The sequence below is a fragment of the Geodermatophilus sp. SYSU D01036 genome, from assembly GCF_054050435.1.
Genome location: NZ_JBJGZJ010000015.1, coordinates 43,638 through 64,320, shown reverse-complemented (window position 1 = coordinate 64,320; position 20,683 = coordinate 43,638). Strand labels below are relative to the sequence as shown.

Genomic DNA, 20,683 nt, shown 5'->3' with positions numbered 1-20,683 from the left:
CCACGCTGACCGGGCCGCCGACCCGGGGAGCCGCCGTGACCGTCCGCCGCACGACCCTCGGCGGCCACACCCACGAGTTCCCGACGCTCGTCGAGCTGCTGGCGAAGGCCACCCCGCTGCGCTCCGGGGACGTGCTCGCCGGGTGCGCGGCCGGGTCGGCCGCCGAGCGGGTGGCCGCCCAGACCGTGCTCGCCGACCTGCCGCTGGCCACCTTCCTCGACGAGCAGGTGGTCGGCTACGACGAGGACGACGTCACCCGGCTGGTCCTCGACACCCACGACGCCGCGGCGTTCGCGCCGGTCGCCTCGCTGACGGTGGGGGAGTTCCGCGACCGGCTGCTGGCCTGGGCGGCGGCCGGGGACGAGGCGTCGATCAGCGCGCTCGCGCCCGGCCTCACGCCGGAGATGGTGGCGGCGACGTCGAAGCTCATGCGCAACGCGGACCTGGTCGCCGTCGGCCGGCGGACGCGGGTGGTGACCGGGCTGCGCAGCACCATCGGCCTGCCCGGCACGCTCGCCTCCCGGCTGCAGCCCAACCACCCCACCGACGACCCGGTGGGCGTCACCGCCTCGATCGTCGACGGGCTGCTGCACGGCTCGGGCGACGCGGTCATCGGCATCAACCCGGCCACCGACTCCCCGGCCCGCACGGTGGCGCTGCTGGAGCTGGTCGACGCGGTGATCGACCGCTACGGGATCCCGACGCAGTCCTGCGTGCTCGCCCACGTGACGACGACGCTGCGCGCGCTGGAGCAGGGCGCGCCGGTGGACCTGGTGTTCCAGTCGGTCGCCGGCACCCAGGAGGCCAACCGTGGCTTCGGCGTCACCCTCGACCTGCTCGCCGAGGCCCGCGCCGGGGCGCTCGCGCTGGGCCGCGGCACCGTCGGGGACGACGTCACCTACTTCGAGACGGGACAGGGGTCGGCGCTGTCGGCCGGCGCGCACCTCGGTGTCGGCGGCCGGCCGGTGGACCAGCAGACGCTGGAGGCCCGCGCGTACGGCGTCGCCCGGCACTTCCGCCCGCTGCTGGTGAACACCGTCGTCGGGTTCATCGGCCCGGAGTACCTCTACGACGGCAAGCAGGTGCTGCGCGCCGGGCTGGAGGACCACTTCTGCGGCAAGCTGCTCGGCCTGCCGATGGGCGTCGACGTCTGCTACACGAACCACGCCGAGGTCGACGGCGACGACACCGACTCCCTCGTGCTGCTGCTCGGCGCGGCCGGCTGCTCGTTCGTCATCGCCGTCCCGGGCTCGGACGACGTGATGCTGCACTACCAGTCGCTGTCGTTCTCCGACGTCCTCACGACCCGGCAGGTGCTGGGCCTGCGCCCGGCGCCGGAGTTCGAGGCGTGGCTGGCCCGGATGGACCTGCTCGACGACGCGGGCCGGGTGCGCGAGCTCGCCCCCGACGCCCCGGCGGCGCGGGCGCTCCTCGCGGCGGCGTCGTCGTGAGCGACAGGGCGGCAGAAATGGCCATTTCCGCCACCGACCCGTGGGCGGTGCTGCGGTCCGCGACCCGGGCGCGGGTGGCGCTCGGGCGGGCCGGGGACGCCCTGCCCACGCACCGCGAGCTGGAGTTCCGCGCCGCGCACGCCGCCGCCCGGGACGCCGTCCACTCGCCGCTCGACGTCGACGCGGTCCGCGCGGCGCTGGGCGGTGAGGTCCTGACCGTCGCCTCGGCCGCGCCCGACCGCGCCACCTACCTGCAGCGCCCCGACCTCGGCCGGCAGCTCGCGGAGGGGACGGCGCTGCCGCGGACCGGCGCCGACCTCGCGCTCGTGCTGGCCGACGGGCTGAGCCCCCGCGCGGTGCAGGCGCACGGGCCGGGACTGGCCGCCGCGCTGCTCGAGCGGCTGCCCGGCTGGTCGGTCGCGCCGCTCGTCGTGGCCACCCAGGCACGGGTGGCGCTGGGCGACGCGGTGGGGGAGGCCCTCGGCGTGCGCGCCGTCGTGGTGCTGATCGGCGAGCGGCCGGGGCTGTCGTCGGCGGACTCCCTCGGCGTCTACCTCACCTGGGACCCGCGGCCGGGGCGGGTGGACTCCGAGCGCAACTGCGTATCCAACGTCCGCCCGCCGCACGGGCTGTCCTACGCGCAGGCCGCCGACACCGTGGCCGCCCTCCTCTCCTCCGCCCGCGAGCTGGGCGCCTCGGGTGTCGCGCTCAAGGACGAGGGCCCGGTGCTCCCCGCGGGCGGGGTCAGCTGAAGAACGCGTCCATCGCGGCCTGGTCGGTGTGCGCCTCCCAGAACTCGGCGACCAGCCCGTCCTGGAACCGGACGAGGTCGGCGGCGAGCACGTCGAGGTCCCGGTCGCCGCGGGAGGCGGTGATCCGCACGATCGCCGCGCCGTCGGTGTCGTCGGCGAAGGCAGCCTGCAGCTCGACGCGGAAGGTGCCCTCGCTCAGCACGAACACCCGGCCGAAGAGCTCGAAGACCTCGTCGATGCCGGTGTAGTCGCCGCTGAGCCGGTTCTGGCCGGGCTCGTGCCAGCGGATGTCCGGGCGCCACAGCTCCTGCAGCCGGTCGAGGTCGCCCTTGCCGAACGCCTCGAACGCCTCGTGCAGGCGCGCGACGTTCGGGTGCGCCACGTCGGTCACGCCTGCTGCCCGTCGTAGAAGGCGTCGACGACGTCCGGCTCGGTGAGGGCGTTCCAGAACTCGGCCAGCTTCCCGTCCCCGTCGAAGCGGACGACGTGTGCGCCCAGCGTGTCCATGTGCCGGTCGCCGCGGTGGGCGGTGACCCGCACCAGGGCGGTGCCGTACTCGTCGTCCGCACAGACGAGCAGCGGCTCGACCCGCAGACTGTTCTCGGTCAGCTCCCCGAGCCGGGCGAACATGCCGAAGACGGCCTGCGGCCCCTCGTAGTCGCCGGCCACCTGGTCGTTGCCCTGCTCGTGCCAGTGGACGTCCTCGCGCCACAGCTCCGTCAGCGTGCCCAGGTCGCCCTTGGCGAAGGCCTCGTAGCCCTCCCACATGCGGGCGGTGTTCGGGTGCGCCACCTCGGTCACGCCCCCTGCCCGTCGAAGAAGGCGGCCAGGACCCCCGGCTCGGTGGGCGCGTGCCAGAACTCGGCGATCTTCCCGTCCGCGTCGAAGCGGACGACGTGGGCGGCCAGCGTGTCCAGGTACGCGGTCCCGCGGGACGCCGTGAACCGCACCAGCGCGGTGCCGTGCGCGGCGTCGGCACACAGGAGCACCGGCTCGGCGCGGAAGGTGTTGCCGGTCAGTTCCATGAGCCGGGCGAACATGCCGAAGACGGCCTGCGGTCCCTCGTAGTCGCCGGCCAGCGGGGTGATCACCGGCTCGTGCCAGTGGATGTCCTCCCGCCACAGCCCGGTCAGCGTCGCCAGGTCACCCTTGGCGAACGCCTCGTAGGCCTCCCGCACGCGGGCGAGGTTGGGGTGCTCGGTGGTCACGACTGCCTCCTCCAGGATCGACGGGATCGACGGGCTCAGCGCAGGAAGTCCTCCATGACCTGCGGTTGCGTGGGCGCGTTCCAGAACTCGGCCACCCGGCCGTCCCCGCCGAAGCGGAAGACCTGGGCGACCAGCGTGTCCAGGTGCCGGTCGCCGCGGTGGGCCAGGAACCGGACCAGGGCGACGCCGTGCTCGTCGTCGGCGCACACCTGCACCGGCTCGACCCGCAGGCTGTTCTCCGTCAGCTCCATGGACCGGGCGAACATGGCGAACACGGCCTGCGGCCCCTCGTGGTCACCGGACAGGGGGCCGTCGCCGGGCTCGTGCCAGCGGATGTCCTCGCGCATCAGCTCGGTCAGGGCGGCGAGGTCCCCCTTGGCGTACGCGTCGTAGCCCTCACGCATGCGGGTGGCGTTGGCGTGGTCGGACACGGTGCTCTCCCTCCCGAGGACGGGTCCCCCGTGGACGGCGCGAGCAGTGTCGACCCGGCGCGGGAGAGGGAGGAGGGGGTGCTGCGCGGCCCGGTGTGGCGGTCGCCGTCCGTCCGTGCGGGGGTGACCTGGGTCAGCGGCGACGGCGGAGCGGCAGGCGCAGCCACCGGCGCCGTGCCGGCACCTCGACGGGGCCGGGCGGCTCCGCCCCGTGCGGCTGCGCCTCCGGCGCGGCGGCGAGGGCGGCCGCGTGCCGCTCGTGCAGCCGGGCGCGGACGTCCTCGGGCGTGTACGCCCGGCGCTGCCGCTCGCCGCGGGCGAGCACCGCGCCGGTGGCCGCGACGCCGGCCAGCCCGGCCAGGCCGAGGAGCTTCCAGAGCCGCGTCGGTGACCGCACGGTCGCCTACCGTAGCCGCGTGACCGGCCCGCGCACGCTCCCGCTCGACGACGCGGTCGAGCTGACCCGCACCGGCGACGTCTGGGTGTTCCGCGGCGCCTCGCCGGCCGACCGGGTGATCCGAGCGGTGACCAACGCGCCGGTCAACCACGTCGGGATGGCGGTGGTCCTCGAGGACCTCCCGCCGCTGCTGTGGCACGCCGAGCTCGGCCGCTCGCTGCCCGACGCCTGGACCGGGCAGCACCAGCGCGGCGTCCAGCTGCACGACCTGCGCGACGCCGTCGTCACCTGGCGGCAGCGGTACGGCCAGCGCGCCTGGCTGCGCCAGCTGGTCGGCCCGGCCGACGACGGCGGGGTGACCCGCGCGATGGAGGACGCCGTCCTGCGCACGGTCGCCCGCCTCGACGGCCGGCCGTTCCCGACCACCCGCGGGTTGGTCCGCGGCTGGCTCAGCGGCCGGCTGCGCCGGGGCACCGCGGCCGAGACGGTGTTCTGCGCCGAACTGGTGGCCGCCACCTACGCGGCCATGGGCCTGCTGCCGGCCGACCGCCCGCGCAACTGGTACGACCCGGGCAGCTTCTGGTCGGGCGACGACCTGCCGCTGCTGCAGGGGACCGGGCTGGGGCCGGAGGTCCCGGTCGACGTGTCCGCCGGGAACTGACCCCGGCGGCGCGGTTCCCGGCGCTGCCACCGGGTAGCACGGGAGAACTGTCAGACCCCGGCGGTAGGCATGACCTCGTTCCCCCCGGCGTTGTACGGAGCACGGGAACCGCCCACGGAGGCTCGTCATGGCCACCACGACCCTCACCGTCGTCCCCCTCCCCGCGAGCACGCACCCCGGCCCGTCCGACGCCGCCGGGGACCTGCTCGCCGTCGCCTGGGCGCCCGGCGCGGCGCCGCCCCGCGAGATCGCCGTCCGGCCGGAGCTGTACGAGCGCCTGTGCGCGCAGCTCGGCTGGCACGGCACCGGTCCGCGCTCGCTCGGCGAGCCGGCCGGCGTGCCCCTCGTCGTCGACCCGCGGCTGCCCGCCAGCCCCGGCTTCGAGGTGCGCCGGGTCCGGCCCGCCGTCCCCCGCTGGTCCGGCGCCGCGGCCGCCTGGGGGAGGACCCCCTCCTCCCCACCCCTCGCGGGCTCGGGGCGGGCCCCGCGAGGGGCCGGTGACGCCGGGACGTGCGCTGTCGGGTCCGGTCCTCAGGCGGTGAGCGCCAGCCGGTCGCCCAGGTCGAGCACGGTGTCCCCGGCCTGCTCGACGCCGTCGTCGTGGGTCACGCAGACGACGACCCGGCCGGCCAGCGCGGCGCGCAGGTCCCGCACCAGGGCGGCCGCCGTCGGCGGGTCCAGGTGGGCGGTCGGCTCGTCGAGCAGGACGACGTCGCGGTCGGCCAGCAGCGCCCGGGCCGCGGCCAGCCGCCGCCGCTCGCCGCCGGACAGCGCGGTGCCGCCGGCGCCGACCGGCGTGTCCAGCCCGTCGGGCAGCCCGGCCAGCAGCGGGCCGAGGCCGGCGGCGGTGAGCGCGGCGGTCATCCGCGCCTCCCCGCCGGGGCCGGCCAGCCCGCCGCGCGGCGCGGCCAGGGCCAGGTTGGCGCGGATCGTCGAGGCGAACACGTGCGCGTCCTGCGGCAGCCAGGCGGTGCGGGCCCGCACGGCCGCGCCGGTCAGCCGGGCGGTGTCGGCGCCGCCGAGCGCGTAGCGCCCCGCCCGCGGGCGCAGCGCCGCGAGCAGCACGGCGAGGAACGTCGACTTGCCGGCGCCGGACGGGCCGCGGACCACCAGCCAGCCGCCGTCGGCGGCCGCCCGCGCGGTGAGGCCGCGCAGCACGTCCGGGCCGCCGGGCCAGCCGGCGACGAGATCGGTGACGGCGAGGTCGCGCACCGGCGCGGGGGCGGGCAGCGGGTCGGCCGGGTCGGCGGGCACCGGGGCGGTGAGGACCGCGTCGAGGCGGGCGCGGGCGTCGGCGAGCGCGCCGCGCCGCTGCAGCGCGGACACCAGCCCGGCCAGCGGCTCGGCCAGCGCCAGCGGGGCCAGGCCGAGGACCGCGACCTCCGGGCCGCCGAGGCCCGACGCCGCCCCGACCGCGGTGGCGGCGACGGCGGCCAGCCCGGTGCCGAGGACGACCAGGCCGGTGCCCAGCGCGCCGGCCCGCGCGCCGGCCGCGGCGACGGCGGAGCGGCGGCCCGCCACCGCGGCGAGGTCGGCGGCGGTGGCGGCGGCGAGGCCGTGCGCGCGCAGGTCGGCCGCGCCGTCGAGGGCGGTGGTGACGTCGCGCAGCGCGGCCACCCGCAGCGCGCCCTCGGTGCGGGCGGCGCCGGCGTCGACCCGCCGGTGCACCAGCAGCACGCCCGCGGCGGTGAGCGCGAGGACGAGCGCCGCGGCGCCCGCGGCGGCCGGCGAGAGCAGCGCCAGCGCGGCCAGCGTGAGCACCGGGACGGCGCCGGCGACCGCCGCGGGCGGCACCACCCGCACCGACAGGTCCTGCACCAGGCCGACGTCGCCGACCACGCGGGCCAGCGCGCTGCCTGGCGTCCGGTCGGCGGCCACGCCCTGCGCGGCCAGCGCCCGCCAGACGCGCACCCGCAGGTCGGCGGCCATCCGCAGGGCGGCGTCGTGCGCGGTGAGCCGCTCGACCCAGCGCAGCGCCGCGCGGCCGAGGCCGAAGGCGCGCACGCCGACGATGGCGACCATCAGCGTGAGGATCGGCGGCATCTCCGCGGCCCGGACGATCAGCCAGCCGCTCACCGCGGTGAGCGCGACGCCCGCGCCGGCCGAGGCGGTGCCGGCCGCGACCGCCCGCAGCAGCGCCCGCCGCGGCCAGCCGAGCTCCGTCGTCGGGGTGGTGGTGGCGGGAGCGGCCGGCTCCGGTCCCGCGAGATCGGCGGTCTCGTGGCCATCAGCCGCCGATCGCCACGAGACCGCCGATCTCGCGCCGGGGGGCGCCGGGACCGCGGGGCCCGGCAGCGTCACCGTGCGGTCGGCGAGCGCCGCCAGCGCCGGGTCGTGGGTGACCAGCAGGACCGTGACCGTGCCGCGCAGGCCGGCCAGGACGGCGGCGACGCGGGCGGCCGCAGCCTCGTCGAGGTGCGCGGTGGGCTCGTCCAGCAGCAGCAGCCGGGCACCGCGGCGCACGCGGACCAGCGCCCGCGCGACCGCCACCCGCTGCAGCTCGCCGGGGGAGAGGGTGGTGCAGTCCCGCCCCGCGAGCGCCTCGGCGCCGACCCGCTGCAGCGCCTCGACGACGAACGCCTCGGCCGCCACCGCGTCCACGCCCGGCGAGGCGGCGGCGTGCCGGCGGAGCTCGTCGGCCACCGTGCGCGCCGTCGTCCGGGGGTGCTGCGGCACCAGCGCGACTGCGCCGGCGGGGACGCCGGTGACTGTGCCGGCGACGTCCGCGGCCGGGTCGAGCGCGCCGGTGAGCGCGGCCAGCAGCGTGGACTTGCCCGAGCCGCTGGGGCCGCGGAGCACGACCAGCTCGCCCGGGCGCAGCGCGAGGTCGACCGGCGGGAGGGCGGGCAGCGCGCGGCCGGGGTGGCGCACGGTCAGCCCGGAGACGGCGACGTCGGCGCCGCGGGGGTCGTCGTCGTCCGCCGCCGCGGGAACGGGCGCGACCGGGGCGGCGAGCACGGCGCGCGCCTCCGCGGCGGCCAGGGTGGCGGCCTCGCCGGCGTGGTGGGCGGTGCCGAGTGCGCGCAGCGGGGCGAAGACCTCGGGGGCGAGCAGCAGCGCGGTGAGCCCGACGGCGAGCGCGAGGTCGCCGTGCACCAGCCGCAGGCCCACGGTGACCGCGACCAGCGCCACCGACAGCGTGGCGATCAGCTCCAGCACCAGGGCGGAGAGGAACGCCAGGCGCAGGGTGGCCAGCGTGCGGCGGCGGGTGGCCTCACCCAGCTCGGCGAGCGCGGTCACCTGGTCGGCGGCGCGGCCGAGACCGACCAGCACCGGCAGGCCGCGGACCAGCTCGGCGACGTGCGCGGCCAGCCGGTCCAGGGCGCGGGCGGCGCCGGTGGTGCCGTCCCGGGTGGCCAGCCCCACCAGCGCCATGAATAGCGGCACCAGCGGCAGGGTGGCCGCGACCAGGCCGGCCGAGAGCAGGTCGGTGGCGGCGAGCACCACCAGCAGCACCGGCGGGACGACGGCGGTCTGCGCGAGCGCCGGCAGGTAGGTGGCGAGGGCGGGCGCGAGGTCGGCCAGCCGGGTGGTGGCCAGCACCGCGGCCGGGGCCGGGCCGCCCGCGGCGGCGACCGCGGCGGGGGAGGCGGCCAGCCGGTCGAGCAGCGCGCGGCGCAGCGCGTCCTCGGCGCGGCGGGCGTCACGGGCGGCGGCCCGCTCGCCGAGGGTGCCGGCCACCGCCCGCAGCACGGCGCCGGCGGCGGCCAGCGCGAGCGGCGGCAGCAGGTCGCCGTCGGCGTACCCGGCGGCCCGGGCGACGGTGTGCGCGAGGCCGGCGGCGAGCAGCACGAGCCCCGCCGTCGAGCCGAGGGCGGCGGCCGCCGCCCGGGCCAGCGCCCGGGGCAGCCCCGGCACGCCGGCCAGCGGGGCCAGCGGCCCTCGGCCCGGGGCGGCAGAAATGGCCATTTCTGCCGTCACGCGGCCACCGGCTCGGACTGCGGCTCGGCGGTCAGGCGGCGGCGGAACACCCAGTACGTCCAGGCCTGGTAGGCGAGCACGACCGGCAGGCCGACCGCGGCCACCCAGGTCATCACGGTGAGCGTGTAGTCGCTGACCGACGCCTCGGCGATGGTGACGTCGAAGGCCGGGTCGATCGTCGAGGGCACGACCACCGGGTAGGCCGAGCCAAACAGCGCGGCCGCGGAGGCGAGCAGCACGGTGGCCCAGCCGGCGAAGGCCTGCCCCTCGCGGTCCAGCCGCACCCGGGTCCACGTCACGACGACGGCGAGCGCGGCCACCAGCCACAGCGCGCCGGTGAGCGCCGTGCCCGACCGCAGCTGGACCAGCCCGGCCCAGGCCAGCAGCGGCAGCGCGGCCACCGGCGACCAGCGCAGCGCGAACGCCCGCGCCCGCAGCCGCAGCGGGCCGTCGGTCTTGAGCGCGAGGAACAGCGCGCCGTGCACCAGCGAGTAGCCGACCACCGCGGCCGCGCCCAGCAGCGCGGACCAGCCCACCCCGGCGAACGCGCCGCCGACCCGGGTGCCGTCGGCGTCGATCGGCAGGCCGAGGGTGGTGGCGGCCAGTGCCGCGCCCACGCCAGCGGCGGCCACCAGCGAGCCGCCGGTGATGACGCGGGTCCAGGCGGCATCCCAGCGCGGGTCGTGCGAGCTGTGCCGCCACTCGAAGGCCACCGCCCGCACGATCAGGCCGAGCAGCACCAGGACGAAGGGCAGGTACAGCGCCGGCAGCCAGGTGGCGTACCAGCCGGGGAAGGCGGCGAACACCGCGCCGGCGGCGGTGATCAGCCAGACCTCGTTGCCGTCCCAGACGGGCCCGATCGTGCGGAGCATGAGGTGCCGGTCGGCACGCCCGTCGACAGCACCGCGGCGACCGAGCACCGGCAGCAGCGCGGCGACGCCGAAGTCGAAGCCCTCGAGCAGCAGGAAGCCGGTCCACAGCACCGCGACGGCGGCGAACCACAGGGTCTGCAGGTCCATGTCAGGCACTCCGGTCAGTACGCGAAGGAGAGGACGTCGTCGTCGGCCCGGTCGTCGCCCGGGCGCGGGTCGTCGTCGTCCCGGCGGGACGACCCGACCGCCGGCGGGGTCGGCGTCGTGTCCCCGGTGGTGACGCCGCGGCGGGCCAGCCGCACGAGGAGGAACAGCTCGACCACCGCGAGGGCGCCGTAGAGCAGGCCGAGGCTGATCAGCGACGTCCACACCTCGGTGGCGGTGATGCCGGGGGAGACGGCCTGGGCGGTGAAGAACCACACCTGCTCGTCCACGGGCACGTCCGGGTTCGGGTAGACGACGAAGGGCTGGCGGCCCATCTCGGTGAACACCCAGCCGGCCGCGTTGGCCACGAAGGGCGCGCCGACGGCGAGCAGCGAGCCGTAGACGCCGATCCGCGACGTCGGCACGCGGCCGCGGCGGGTGGCCCACAGGGCATAGGCGGCGACGCCGGCCGACACCGCACCCATGCCGATCATGAGCCGGAAGCTCCAGTAGGTGACCGCGAGCACCGGGGTGTAGTCGATCTCCTGGCCGGCGCGGTCGCCGAAGGACGGGTCGTCGGGGTAGGTCTCGCCGTAGACGGCGGCGTACTCCTCCTGCAGCTCGTTGACGCCGGGGACGGCGGTCTCGAAGTCGCTGTGCGCGAGGAAGGAGAGCAGGCCGGGGACGGTCCAGCTGTGGACGTCGTCGCACTCGTTGGAGCCGAGCTTGCCCCAGGCGAAGACCGAGAACGGCGCCGGTGCCTCGGTCTCGCACAGCGCCTCGGCCGAGCTCATCTTCAGCGGCTGCTGCGCGTACATGAGCTTGCCCTGCCAGTCGCCGGTGACGGCGACCAGGACGAAGGCGGCCAGCGACACGTACCCGCCGAGCCGCACCGAGCGGCGCCAGACCGAGTGCTCGACGTCGGTGGTCGGGGCGCCGGCCAGCTCCCGCTTCCGCAGCTGGTACAGGCCGATGCCGACGAGCAGGGCGCCGGCGACCATCAGCGCGGCGACGATCGCGTGGCTGAACGCGGCCAGGGCGGTGTTGTTGGTCAGGACGGCGAGGAAGTCGACCTGCTGCGGGCGGCCGTCGTCGCCGACGGTGACGCCGACCGGGTGCTGCATCCACGAGTTGGCCGCGATGATGAAGTACGCGCTGACGATCGAGCCGATCACCGCGGCCCACAGCGCCGCCAGGTGCAGCTTCTTCGGGATGCGGCCCCAGCCGAAGATCCACAGGCCGAGGAAGGTCGACTCGAGGAAGAAGGCGAGCAGCGCCTCCATCGCCAGCAGCGAGCCGAACACGTCGCCGACGAAGCGCGAGTACTCGCTCCACGCCAGGCCGAACTGGAACTCCTGGACCAGGCCGGTGGCCACGCCCAGCACGAAGTTGACCAGGTAGACGCGGCCCCAGAAGCGCGTCATCCGGAGCCACTCCGGCTTGTCGGTGCGCACCCAGAGGGTGTGCATGACCGCCACCAGGATCCCCAGTCCGATGGTCAGCGGGACCATCAGGAAGTGGTAGACGGTCGTGATGCCGAACTGCCACCGGGCGATGTCGAGCACGTCCACGCGCGCTGCTCCTCGTCTGTGCCGCCTCTGAGCCGACACACTCTTTCTACGCTCTGTAGAACTCGTTTTCTACGCCGCGTAGACGATCGGCGTGTGAGGTCGCGGACAGGCAGGGACCTTCGTCCCGGCGGGCAGGGACCAGGGGCACGACCGGCCCGTGGGGCGCGTTCTACGCTGGGTAGAGAAACCGAGCCGGGAGGAGTCGTCGTGGCGTCGCTGGGGGACCTGGAGCGCACCGTCATGGACGTGCTGTGGGCGGCCGACGGGCCGGTGGCCGCGGCCGAGCTGCGCGACGCCCTGGCCGACCGCGAGCTCGCGCTCACCACCGTGCACACCGTGCTGTCCCGGCTGGAGGCCAAGGGCTTCGTCGAGCACGACGACGCCCGACCGCGTCGCTTCCGCCCGCGGGCCAGCCGCGCCGACCACGCCGCCGAGCTCATGCACGAGGTCCTCGGCCAGGCCGGCGACCGGCAGGCGGTACTCGCCCGGTTCGTCGGCGGCGTCGACCCCGAGGAGGCCCGCCTGCTGCGGCAGCTGCTGGCCGAGAGCGCCCCGGACGCCGGCGCCCGCTGACGTGCTGCCCGCGACCGCCGCGGCGCTCGCGGTCCTCGCCGCCCTGCTCGCCTGGCCGGTGCCGGCGCTGCTCGGCCGCGCCCGGTGGCCCCGGCGCGACCCGCTGGTGGCGCTGGTCTGCTGGCAGGCGCTCGGGCTGGCCGGCGGCCTGTCGATCATCGGCGCGCTGCTCGTGCACGGGCTGGCGCCGTGGGGCCACTCGCTGCCCGAGGCCGGCTGGGCGGTGCTGACCGGGCACCCGGCCCGCGACCCGGTCCGCGGCGACCACTGGGTCACCCTCACCCTCGCGGGCGTCCTCGCCGCCGAGCTGCTCGGCGTCCTCGTGCTGTCGTGGGTGCGCACCGCGCGCACGCGGCGGCGGCACCGGGCGCTGCTGGAGCTGGTCGTGCAGCCGTCCTCGGCCGCCCCCGACGCCCGGCTGCTCGAGCACCCCGCGCCGGTCGCGTTCTGCATCCCCGGCGCCCGCCCGCTGCTGGTGCTGTCCTCGGGCATGGTCGCCGAGCTCGACGACGGGCAGCTGGCCGCCGTCGTCGCGCACGAGCGGGCGCACCTGGCCGAGCACCACCACCTCTACCTGCTGCCGTTCGTCGCGTGGGAGGCGGCCCTGCCGGTGCTGCCCGCGGCCGCCCGGGCGCACGCCGCGGTGCGCGAGCTGGTGGAGATGCGCGCCGACGACCGCGCGCTGACCTCGCTGGCCGGGCCCGACCCGCGGCGCACGCTGGCGCAGGCGATCGTCGTCACGGCCGGGGGCGCGGGCGGGGGCGTGCCGAGCGGCGCGCTGGCGGTGACCGGCAGCGCGGTCGCCGCCCGGGTGCTGAGGCTGGTCAGCCCGCCGGCCCCGTTGCCGGCCGCCGCCCGGGCCGCCGTCCTGCTCGGCGCGGGCCTGCTCCTCCTGGTCCCGACCGTCCTGCTCCTGCTCCCAGCCCTCTGAGCGTGCACTTCCGCGGAGATGCACCGTGCACTTCCGCGGACGTGCACCCGGGGGGCGTCAGCGGGTGGGCAGAGCCGCCGGGAAGTCGACGCCGGTGAGCCGCGCGGACGCCGTCCAGAGGCGGGCCGCGAGGTCGGGGTCGCTGGCGGCGGCCGTCCGGCCGACCAGCGTCGGGTACCCGCGGAGCTCGCCCAGCCCGTCCGGCCCGGCGTAGCTGCCGCCGGGGAGGTCGGCGGTCGCGGCGAACAGCGTCGGCAGCGCGCCCTGCTCCGCGGACTGGGCGACCACCCGGTTGCCTAGGAGCGCGAACGCGTCCTTCAGCCGGTTCCCGGTGCGGCCCTGCAGGTTGGTGGCCGACCAGCCCGGGTGCGCCGCCATGGCCCGCACCGGCGAGCCCGCGGCGGTCAGCCGGCGCTGAAGCTCCAGCGTGAACAGCAGGTTGGCCAGCTTCGACTGGCCGTAGGCGCGCTCGGCGGAGTAGCGCCGCCGCTCCCAGTCGAGGTCGTCGAGGTCGATCGCGCCCATCCGGTGCGCCCCCGACGACAGGGTCACCACTCGGTCGGTGACGTGCGGCAGCAGCAGGTTGGTCAGCGCGAAGTGGCCGAGGTGGTTGGTGCCGAACTGCAGCTCGAAGCCGTCGGCGGTGCGGCCCTCGGGCACCATCATGATCCCGGCGTTGTTCACCAGGACGTCGAGCGGGCCGTCCCAGGCCCCGGCGAAGGCGCGCACCGAGGCCAGGTCCGCCAGGTCCAGCCGGCGCACCTCGACGTCCCCGGGCAGGCCGGCGGCCGCCGCCTCCCCGCGGGTGGTGTCGCGGACGGCGAGCACCACCCGCGCGCCCCGCTCCGCGAGCGCCCGCGCGGTGGCCAGGCCCAGCCCGCTCGTGGCGCCGGTGACGACGGCGGTGCGCCCGGTCTGGTCGGGGACGTCGGCGGCGGTCCAGCGGCGGCTCGTCATGCCGGGTCCAACGCGGGCGCGGGCGCCGGCGTGCCGGAGGGCACCGCCGTGGTGGCGTTGCCCGGCAGGGGCCGGAACCGGCGCAGCCGCAGGCTGTTGGTGACGACGAAGACCGAGCTGAACGCCATCGCGGCCCCGGCGATCATCGGGTTGAGCAGCCCGGCCATCGCCAGCGGCAGCGCGGCGACGTTGTAGGCGAACGCCCAGAACAGGTTCCCCTTGATCACCGCGAGGGTGCGGCGGGCCAGCCGGACGGCGTCGGCGGCGGCGCGCAGGTCGCCGCGGACGAGGGTGAGGTCGCTGGCCTGGATGGCGACGTCGGTGCCGGTGCCCATCGCCAGTCCCAGGTCGGCCTGCGCCAGCGCGGCCGCGTCGTTGACGCCGTCGCCGACCATCGCCACCGTCCGGCCCTCGGCCTGCAGCCGCCGGACGGCGTCGACCTTGTCCTGCGGCAGCACCTCGGCGACGACGTCGTCGATGCCGACCTCGGCGGCGACCGCGCGGGCGGCGGCGGCGGAGTCGCCGGTGAGCAGCACCGGCCGCAGCCCGAGCGCGCGGAACTGGCGGACGGCGGCCGCCGACGTCGGCTTGACGGTGTCGGCGACGACGAGCACGCCGCGCGCGGCGCCGTCCCAGCCGACGGCGACCGCGGTGCGCCCGGCGGCGTCCGCGTCGGCGACCGCGGCGGCCAGCTCCGGGGGCAGCGCGCCCACCAGCGCGGGCCGGCCGACGACGACCGGCACGCCCTCGACGGTGCCGCGGACGCCCAGCCCGGCCTCGCTGCGGAACCCGGTGACGGCCGGCAGCGCACCGGCCCGCTCGCGGGCGGCGGACGCCACGGCCGCGGCGATCGGGTGCTCGGAGGCGTCCTCCAGCGCGCCGGCCCGGCGCAGCACCTCGGCGGCGTCCTCGCCGGCGGCGGCGACCACGCCGGCCAGGCTCATCCGGCCGGTGGTGACGGTGCCGGTCTTGTCGAGCACGACGGTGTCGACCCGGCGCGTGGACTCCAGCACCTCCGGGCCGCGCACGAGGATGCCGAGCTGCGCGCCGCGGCCGGTGCCGACCATGAGCGCGGTCGGCGTGGCCAGCCCGAGCGCGCAGGGGCAGGCGATGATCAGCACCGCGACGGCGGCGGGGAACGCCCCGGCCACGCCGGCGCCGGTGCCGATCCAGAAGCCCAGGGTGGCCAGCGCGAGGGCGAGCACGACCGGCACGAACACCCCGGACACCCGGTCGGCCAGCCGCTGCACCTGCGCCTTGCCGTTCTGTGCCTCCTCGACCAGCCGCGCCATCTGCGCGAGCTGGGTGTCCGCGCCGACCCGGGTGGCCCGCACGACCAGCCGGCCGCCGGCGTTGACCGTGGCGCCGACGACGGCGTCGCCCGGGCCGACCTCGACCGGCACCGACTCGCCGGTGAGCATCGAGGCGTCGACGGCGGAGGAGCCCTCGACCACCTCGCCGTCGGTGGCCACCCGCTCGCCCGGCCGGACCACGAACAGGTCGCCGGGCCGCAGCTGCTCCACCGGCACGCGCACCTCGGCGCCGCCCCGCAGGACCGACGCCTCGCGGGCGCCCATCTCCAGCAGCGCCCGCAGGGCCGACCCGGCCCGCCGCTTGGCGCGCGCCTCGGCGTAGCGGCCGGCCAGCAGGAAGGTGGTCACGCCCGCGGCGGCCTCCAGGTAGACGTCGCCGCTGCCGTCGCCGCGGGTGACGGCCAGCGAGAACGGGTGCGTCATCCCGGGCTCGCCGGCGGTGCCGAGGAACAACGCGTACAGCGACCAGCCGAAGGCGGCGAGGGTGCCGAGCGAGACGAGGGTGTCCATGGTGGCCGCGCCGTGGCGGAGGTTGGTCCAGGCGGCGCGGTGGAACGGCCAGCCGCCCCAGACGACCACCGGCGCGGCCAGCGTCAGCGAGGCCCACTGCCAGTACTCGAACTGCAGCGCCGGGACCATCCCGAGCAGGACGACCGGCAGGCTGAGCGCCGCGGAGACCAGCAGCCGCTGCCGCAGCCCGGCGTCCGGATCGGACTCCGGGGCGTCCTCCCTGGGCGGCGCCGGGAGGGCGGCGGTGTAGCCGGCCCTCTCCACGGTCGCGACCAGGTCCTCGGGCGCGACGCCGTCGCCGAAGGTGACCCGGGCCTTCTCCGTCGCGTAGTTGACGGTGGCAGTCACGCCGTCGAGCCGGTTGAGCTTCTTCTCGATGCGGGCCGCGCACGACGCGCAGGTCATGCCGCCGATCGACAGCTCGATCTGCGTGGGGGTGGTCACGGGGCGCTCCGGGCGGTCAAGGTGAAGGCGGCGGTGCGGACGACGTCGCCGTGGCGGAAGTCGAGGAACAGCCGGTGCTCGCCGGCCGCGGGCACCTCGACGGCGAAGCGGACCTGCCCGCCGGAGTCCCCGGTGGGGTGGACGTGCAGGTAGCCGAGGTCGCCGGCGCGCAGCGCGACCAGGTGGCCGCGGGCGCCGAGGTAGGGCTGCAGGTCGGTCACCGGCACGCCGTCGCGGCGCACGGTGAGCACGACCTCGGACTCCCGGCCGGCCACCAGGTCGCCGTCGAGGGTGACGGTGTAGCCGTCCACCTGCGCGGTCGCCGCGGGGGCGGGCAGCGGCGCGGGTTCCCAGGCGCCGCCGACGGCGAGGTCGGCGCCGAGCACGAGGTCCTCGCCGAGGGCGGCGGGCGTGGCGTCGGCCAGCACCCGCCAGGCGCCGGGCTCGAGCGCGACCGTCGTCGTCCAGGTGCCGTCGGGGGACATCTCGGGGTGCACGTGCTGGTAGCCGGTGAGGTCCCGGCGGACGACGACCAGGTGCAGGTCCTGCTCGTGCACGGCCTCGTAGGCGGTCACCGGGGCGCCGTCGGGCCCGAGCAGCCGGAACGACAGCGGCACCGCGGCGCCGGCGGGGAGGGCGTCGTCGGCGAGGTCGAGGGTGTGGCCCTCGGCGGAGACGGCGAGTCCGGCGGGCAGGTCGTGCTCCCCGGCGGGAGGAGCCGCCGGCGCGTGCCCGCCGTCGCCGGCGTGCGCCGCGGTGGCGTCCCCCGCGGCGGCCGGGGGCGCGCCCACCGGGCCGGCGAGGGCGCCCACGCCCCAGCCGGCACCGAGGACGGCGGCCGCGGCGCCGAGGACGGCGGCGACCCGGGTGGCGGTGCGCACGACGGCTCCCTCCCGACCGGCCGCGTCAGCGGCCGGCGACCTCGTAGCCGGCCTCCGCGACGGCGGCGCGCACGGCGGCGTCGTCGACGGGGGCGTCGCTGGTGACGGTCAGGCCGCCGCTGGCCAGGTCCACCTGGACGTCGGTGACGCCGGGGATCTCGCTGACCTCCTCGGTGACCGAGGCGACGCAGTGCTGGCAGGTCATGCCGGTGACGGTGTAGCTGGCGGTGCTCATGGCGGGGTCCTCCGGGGTGGGGGTGGGGATCAGGAGCGGACGAGCCGGGCGATCGCGGCGGAGGCCTCGCGGACCTTCGCGTCGGCCTCCGGGCCGCCGGTGGCGACGGCCTCGGCGACGCAGTGCGACAGGTGCTCCTCGAGCAGGCTCAACGCCACCGACTGCAGCGCGGAGGTCATCGCCGAGACCTGGGTGAGGATGTCGATGCAGTACTTCTCGTCCTCGACCATGCGCTGCAGCCCGCGGGCCTGGCCCTCGATGCGGCGCAGCCGCTTGAGGTGGTCGTCCTTGCGGGGGATGTAGCCGTGGACGTGGCCGGGGGCGCTCTCCGAGTCGGTCACGCGGACGACTGTACCCCTACCCCCAGGGGGTATCAACTCCCGCCCTGCTCCGGCTCCTCCGGGCGCCCGGCGCGGAGGCGGGCGACGGTCTCGCGCAGCCGGTCGGTGTCGGCGCGGGCGTCGGCGAGCTCGTCCTGCAGGCCGAGGATGACCTCGGCGGAGGCGAGCGTGTGGCCGTCGTCGAGCAGGCCGCGCAGCCGCGCGGCGAGGACGAGCTGGTGGCGCGAGTAGCGCCGGTGGCCGCCGGGGGAGCGGTGCGGCTGCAGGACCCCGGAGCCGTCGAGGCTGCGCAGGAAGGCGGCCTGGACGCCGAGCAGCGCGGCGGCCTGGCTCATCGTCAGCGCCGGGAAGTCGGGGTCGTCGAGCCGGCGCACGGCGTCGGCCGCCGGGTCGGCCTGCTGCGGGTCGCCCTGCTGGCGGTCGACGGGGCCGGGCACGGGACCTCCTCCTCCCTGCGGTGCCGGGACCCGGCGGGCCCCGGATGCGACGCGGGGGCCGGGCCGCACCGGCCCGGCCCCCGCGGACGGGACGCCGGTCAGCCCTCGACGGCCCGGGTCTCGCCCTGGGCGGGCTCCTGCTCGCCCTCGATGGTCCGGCCCTCGACCGCGGCCGGCACGTCGGCGCGGGTCACGGTGATCTTGCGGGACCGGGCCTTCTCCGCGACCGGGATGCTCACGGTGAGCACGCCGTCGTGGTAGCTGGCCTCGAGCCGGTCGGTGTCGAGGCTGCGGCCGAGGACCAGCTGCCGGGTGTAGGCGCCGTAGGGGCGCTCGGCGACGGCCCACTCCGCGCCCTCCAACTGCGGGATCGAGCGCTCCGCGCTGACGGTGAGGGTCGTGCCCTCGAGCGACAGGTCGATCGAGCCCGGGTCGACGCCGGGCAGGTCGAAGTGGGCGACGAACTTGTCACCGACGCGGTAGGCGTCCATTGGCATGCCCGACAGGGCGCGGGCGGTGCCGGTGCGGCCGGTGAGCTGGTCCAGGGCGCGGAAGGCGGCGGACGCGGTCGGGAAGGGGTCGTACGCGGTCAGCACCATGGCTGGTGAACCTCCTGGGAGATCCGGTGTGGAGTTCGCTGCCCGGGGATGAACCTCCAGTGGCAACTGGAGATTACCTCGATCGGGCATCCGTGTAAACGTCTCTCGTCGGTTGTTGTTCCCGGTCGCGCATGGACGGCGGGCAACGGGGGCAGACCCCGGGCATGGACGAGCACCGAGAACCCGGTGGACCCGCGGCCGAGGACCTCGCCGCCGCGCCCCACGAGGGCGAGCCCGAGGTCGACGCCCGGCTCGACGGCGACGTCAGCTGCATCACCGTGACCGGCGAGCTCACCGAGGCCGCCCGCCGGCCGCTGGTCCGCGTGGTCACCGACCAGCTGCTGTCGGTGCCCACGCTCTCGCGGGTGGAGCTGGAGCTGAGCGGCGTCTCCTACATGAACTCCGCCGGGATGGCCGTGCTCGTGCAGCTGCAGCGGATGACCCAGCCGCGGGCGGTCACCGTGGCGCTGGTCGAGCCGCCGGCCGCGGTCGCCCGGCCGCTGCAGCTGACCGGCCTGTGGCGCCGCTTCGAGGTGGTCGGCGAGGGCGCCGGGCCGGCCGACGCCGGCGGCGCACCGCCGTCGGGGGGCCCGTCGCGGCGCCCGGACGGGCCGGACGGCCGCAGCGCCTGACCGGCGGTGCGCGACCGCGGTGTCGGGCGGTCCCGGGCCGGGGGCTGCTCCTAGCCTGGCCGGGTGCCGCCCCACACCCACAGCCACGGGCCCGACCCCGACGCGCCCCCGCCGAGCCCGGAGACGCTGACCCGGCGACGGCGCGCGGTCACGCTGATGCTCCTGCTGCTGGTGCCGGTCGGGCTGGCCACCGTGGTCGGCCTGGTCGTGCTCTGGCCCGGCGGCGAGCCGACCCGCGCCGAGCAGGTCGCGGCCACCTTCCTGCCGGCGGGGACCACCTACGCCGACGCGCGGGTGGTCTCGCTGCAGACGCTGCCCTGCGGGGAGACCGGGACCGGGCAGGCCACGTGCGCCACCGCCGTCGTCGAGGTGCTCGAGGGCGACGGCGCGGGGGACTACCAGCAGGTCGACCTGTCGGCCGAGGTGGTCGCCAACGGGGTGGGCGAGGGCGACACCCTCGTGCTCACCCGCGACCCCGGCGCCGAGGGCGGCCCGAACTACCAGTTCGCCGACTTCGAGCGGACCACGCCGATCGTCGTCCTCGCGGTGGCGTTCGCCCTCGTCGTCGGGGCGGTCGCGCGGCTGCGCGGGCTCGCCGCGCTGGTCGGCCTCGCCTTCGCGTTCTTCGTCCTCCTGCAGTTCGTGCTGCCCGCGCTGCTCGAGGGGTCCTCGCCGACGCTGGTCAGCCTGGTCGGCTCGTCGGCGATCATGTTCGTCGTCCTGTACCTCGCGCACGGCTTCTCCGCCCGGACGACGACGGCGCTGGTGGGCACCCTGTTCGGCCTGGCGCTGGTGACCGTGCTGGGCTCGGTGGCCGTCGGCGTCGCGCGGCTGACCGGGCTCACCAGCGAGGAGACCATCCAGCTGCTGACGTTCGACCCGACGCTGGACTTCTCCGGCCTGGTGATCGCCGGGGTCGTCGTCGCCGGCCTCGGCGTGCTCAACGACGTCACGATCACCCAGGCCTCGGCGATCTGGCAGCTCAACGAGGTGGACCCGGCGATGGGGTGGCGGCAGCTGTACCGCCGCGGCATGGCCGTCGGCCGCGACCACATCGCCTCGACCGTCTACACGATCGTCTTCGCCTACGCGGGGGCCGCGCTGCCGCTGCTGCTGCTGTTCGAGGTCTACACGCAGCCCGCCGGCGTCACGCTCACCAGCGCCGCGGTGGCCGAGGAGGTCATCCGCACGCTGGTCGGCGCGATCGCGCTGGTGCTGGCGGTCCCGGTGACGACGGCGGTCGGCGCGTTCTTCGCCACCGCGGCCGGGACGGCGGCCGGCGCGGCCCCCGAGCGACGTCTGTCGGGGCTGCGTGCGAGGTTTGCCCGATGAACACGAGCACTGACCGGCCCCGTCCAGAGGCTCGCGGCGAGCTCGCGAGGCGGGAGGAGGACGGGGTCCTTCCACTGCTGGCCGCGGCGG

Annotated in this window: 22 protein-coding genes; 7 read left to right on the top strand and 15 right to left on the bottom strand. The window is 77.0% G+C overall.

The features are described 5' to 3' along the window. Positions 1–35: 35 nt before the first annotated feature. Positions 36–1,451, top strand: a complete 1,416-nt coding sequence (locus tag ACI8AR_RS15650; RefSeq protein ID WP_457051843.1) for an ethanolamine ammonia-lyase subunit EutB — start codon at positions 36–38, stop codon at positions 1,449–1,451. 17 nt (positions 1,452–1,468) lie between these two features. After that, the gene (gene eutC / locus ACI8AR_RS15645) at positions 1,469–2,203 is read left to right on the top strand and encodes an ethanolamine ammonia-lyase subunit EutC (protein WP_457051842.1); all 735 of its coding nucleotides are present in this window, start codon (positions 1,469–1,471) and stop codon (positions 2,201–2,203) included. Here eutC and ACI8AR_RS15640 read toward each other — a convergent pair. From ACI8AR_RS15640 to ACI8AR_RS15620, 5 genes are all read right to left on the bottom strand, one after another. Next, complete coding sequence (locus ACI8AR_RS15640) at positions 2,196–2,594, bottom strand: nuclear transport factor 2 family protein (protein ID WP_457051841.1); 399 nt, start codon at positions 2,592–2,594, stop codon at positions 2,196–2,198. The two genes, eutC and ACI8AR_RS15640, sit on opposite strands and share 8 nt — an antisense overlap. Next, on the bottom strand, positions 2,591–3,004 hold the full coding sequence (locus ACI8AR_RS15635) for a nuclear transport factor 2 family protein (RefSeq protein WP_457051840.1): 414 nt from the start codon (positions 3,002–3,004) through the stop codon (positions 2,591–2,593). Before ACI8AR_RS15635 ends, ACI8AR_RS15640 begins: the two co-directional genes overlap by 4 nt. Continuing rightward, complete coding sequence (locus ACI8AR_RS15630) at positions 3,001–3,411, bottom strand: nuclear transport factor 2 family protein (protein ID WP_457051839.1); 411 nt, start codon at positions 3,409–3,411, stop codon at positions 3,001–3,003. Before ACI8AR_RS15630 ends, ACI8AR_RS15635 begins: the two co-directional genes overlap by 4 nt. A gap of 35 nt (positions 3,412–3,446) precedes the next feature. Next, complete coding sequence (locus tag ACI8AR_RS15625; protein WP_457051838.1) at positions 3,447–3,842, bottom strand: nuclear transport factor 2 family protein; 396 nt, start codon at positions 3,840–3,842, stop codon at positions 3,447–3,449. 133 nt (positions 3,843–3,975) lie between these two features. Then, positions 3,976–4,239, bottom strand: coding sequence for a hypothetical protein (locus ACI8AR_RS15620; protein ID WP_457051837.1), 264 nt, complete (start codon positions 4,237–4,239; stop codon positions 3,976–3,978). Positions 4,240–4,258: 19 nt separating this feature from the next. Here ACI8AR_RS15620 and ACI8AR_RS15615 point away from each other — a divergent pair, with 19 nt between their 5' ends. Further along, entirely contained in the window at positions 4,259–4,900 is a 642-nt protein-coding gene (locus tag ACI8AR_RS15615) for a hypothetical protein (protein ID WP_457051836.1), read from the top strand. Between the two features lie 531 nt (positions 4,901–5,431). Here the strand turns inward: ACI8AR_RS15615 and cydC are convergent. The 3 genes from cydC to ACI8AR_RS15600 are packed head-to-tail and all read right to left on the bottom strand — an operon-like array spanning position 5,432 to position 11,408. Continuing rightward, the gene (gene cydC / locus ACI8AR_RS15610) at positions 5,432–8,821 is read right to left on the bottom strand and encodes a thiol reductant ABC exporter subunit CydC (RefSeq protein ID WP_457051835.1); all 3,390 of its coding nucleotides are present in this window, start codon (positions 8,819–8,821) and stop codon (positions 5,432–5,434) included. Next, positions 8,818–9,840, bottom strand: a complete 1,023-nt coding sequence (gene cydB, locus ACI8AR_RS15605) for a cytochrome d ubiquinol oxidase subunit II (protein WP_457051834.1) — start codon at positions 9,838–9,840, stop codon at positions 8,818–8,820. The genes cydC and cydB overlap by 4 nt, the downstream gene beginning before the upstream one ends. Before the next feature lie 14 nt (positions 9,841–9,854). Further along, the gene (locus ACI8AR_RS15600) at positions 9,855–11,408 is read right to left on the bottom strand and encodes a cytochrome ubiquinol oxidase subunit I (RefSeq protein WP_457051833.1); all 1,554 of its coding nucleotides are present in this window, start codon (positions 11,406–11,408) and stop codon (positions 9,855–9,857) included. A gap of 207 nt (positions 11,409–11,615) precedes the next feature. Here ACI8AR_RS15600 and ACI8AR_RS15595 point away from each other — a divergent pair, with 207 nt between their 5' ends. Beyond that, positions 11,616–11,981, top strand: a complete 366-nt coding sequence (locus ACI8AR_RS15595) for a BlaI/MecI/CopY family transcriptional regulator (RefSeq protein ID WP_456936974.1) — start codon at positions 11,616–11,618, stop codon at positions 11,979–11,981. Between the two features lies 1 nt (position 11,982). Further along, positions 11,983–12,912 (top strand): M56 family metallopeptidase, encoded by a 930-nt coding sequence (locus ACI8AR_RS15590; protein WP_457051832.1) that lies wholly within the window; start codon positions 11,983–11,985, stop codon positions 12,910–12,912. Positions 12,913–12,969: 57 nt separating this feature from the next. Here the strand turns inward: ACI8AR_RS15590 and ACI8AR_RS15585 are convergent, their stop codons facing one another. The 7 genes from ACI8AR_RS15585 to ACI8AR_RS15555 all read right to left on the bottom strand — a co-directional run bounded on the left by ACI8AR_RS15585 (position 12,970) and on the right by ACI8AR_RS15555 (position 18,629). Next, on the bottom strand, positions 12,970–13,869 hold the full coding sequence (locus ACI8AR_RS15585) for an oxidoreductase (RefSeq protein ID WP_457051831.1): 900 nt from the start codon (positions 13,867–13,869) through the stop codon (positions 12,970–12,972). Then, on the bottom strand, positions 13,866–16,136 hold the full coding sequence (locus ACI8AR_RS15580; RefSeq protein WP_457051830.1) for a heavy metal translocating P-type ATPase: 2,271 nt from the start codon (positions 16,134–16,136) through the stop codon (positions 13,866–13,868). The genes ACI8AR_RS15585 and ACI8AR_RS15580 overlap by 4 nt, the downstream gene beginning before the upstream one ends. Continuing rightward, positions 16,133–17,017, bottom strand: a complete 885-nt coding sequence (locus tag ACI8AR_RS15575; RefSeq protein WP_457051829.1) for a hypothetical protein — start codon at positions 17,015–17,017, stop codon at positions 16,133–16,135. The genes ACI8AR_RS15580 and ACI8AR_RS15575 overlap by 4 nt, the downstream gene beginning before the upstream one ends. Positions 17,018–17,042: 25 nt before the next feature. Further along, positions 17,043–17,252: a heavy-metal-associated domain-containing protein gene (locus tag ACI8AR_RS15570; protein WP_456936978.1), complete on the bottom strand. Its 210-nt coding sequence runs from the start codon at positions 17,250–17,252 to the stop codon at positions 17,043–17,045. Positions 17,253–17,281: 29 nt separating this feature from the next. Then, complete coding sequence (locus ACI8AR_RS15565) at positions 17,282–17,593, bottom strand: metal-sensitive transcriptional regulator (RefSeq protein ID WP_457051828.1); 312 nt, start codon at positions 17,591–17,593, stop codon at positions 17,282–17,284. A gap of 32 nt (positions 17,594–17,625) precedes the next feature. Continuing rightward, positions 17,626–18,030, bottom strand: coding sequence for a helix-turn-helix domain-containing protein (locus ACI8AR_RS15560; RefSeq protein WP_457051827.1), 405 nt, complete (start codon positions 18,028–18,030; stop codon positions 17,626–17,628). A 98-nt stretch (positions 18,031–18,128) separates the two neighbouring features. Further along, on the bottom strand, positions 18,129–18,629 hold the full coding sequence (locus ACI8AR_RS15555) for an Hsp20/alpha crystallin family protein (RefSeq protein ID WP_456936980.1): 501 nt from the start codon (positions 18,627–18,629) through the stop codon (positions 18,129–18,131). Positions 18,630–18,793: 164 nt separating this feature from the next. Here ACI8AR_RS15555 and ACI8AR_RS15550 point away from each other — a divergent pair, with 164 nt between their 5' ends. Next, a complete protein-coding gene (locus tag ACI8AR_RS15550) occupies positions 18,794–19,261 on the top strand; it encodes an STAS domain-containing protein (RefSeq protein ID WP_457051826.1) in 468 nt (155 codons plus the stop codon). Between the two features lie 63 nt (positions 19,262–19,324). Next, entirely contained in the window at positions 19,325–20,593 is a 1,269-nt protein-coding gene (locus tag ACI8AR_RS15545) for a YibE/F family protein (protein ID WP_456936981.1), read from the top strand. Positions 20,594–20,683: the final 90 nt, after the last annotated feature.

Bases quoted from the DNA above. Each gene is read 5' to 3' on its own strand.
- cydB (WP_457051834.1), bottom strand. From the start codon at position 9,840: ATGGACCTGCAGACCCTGTGGTTCGCCGCCGTCGCGGTGCTGTGGACC.
- eutC (WP_457051842.1), top strand. From the start codon at position 1,469: ATGGCCATTTCCGCCACCGACCCGTGGGCGGTGCTGCGGTCCGCGACC.
- ACI8AR_RS15585 (WP_457051831.1), bottom strand. From the start codon at position 13,869: ATGACGAGCCGCCGCTGGACCGCCGCCGACGTCCCCGACCAGACCGGG.
- ACI8AR_RS15550 (WP_457051826.1), top strand. From the start codon at position 18,794: ATGGACGAGCACCGAGAACCCGGTGGACCCGCGGCCGAGGACCTCGCC.
- ACI8AR_RS15570 (WP_456936978.1), bottom strand. From the start codon at position 17,252: ATGAGCACCGCCAGCTACACCGTCACCGGCATGACCTGCCAGCACTGC.
- ACI8AR_RS15555 (WP_456936980.1), bottom strand. From the start codon at position 18,629: ATGGTGCTGACCGCGTACGACCCCTTCCCGACCGCGTCCGCCGCCTTC.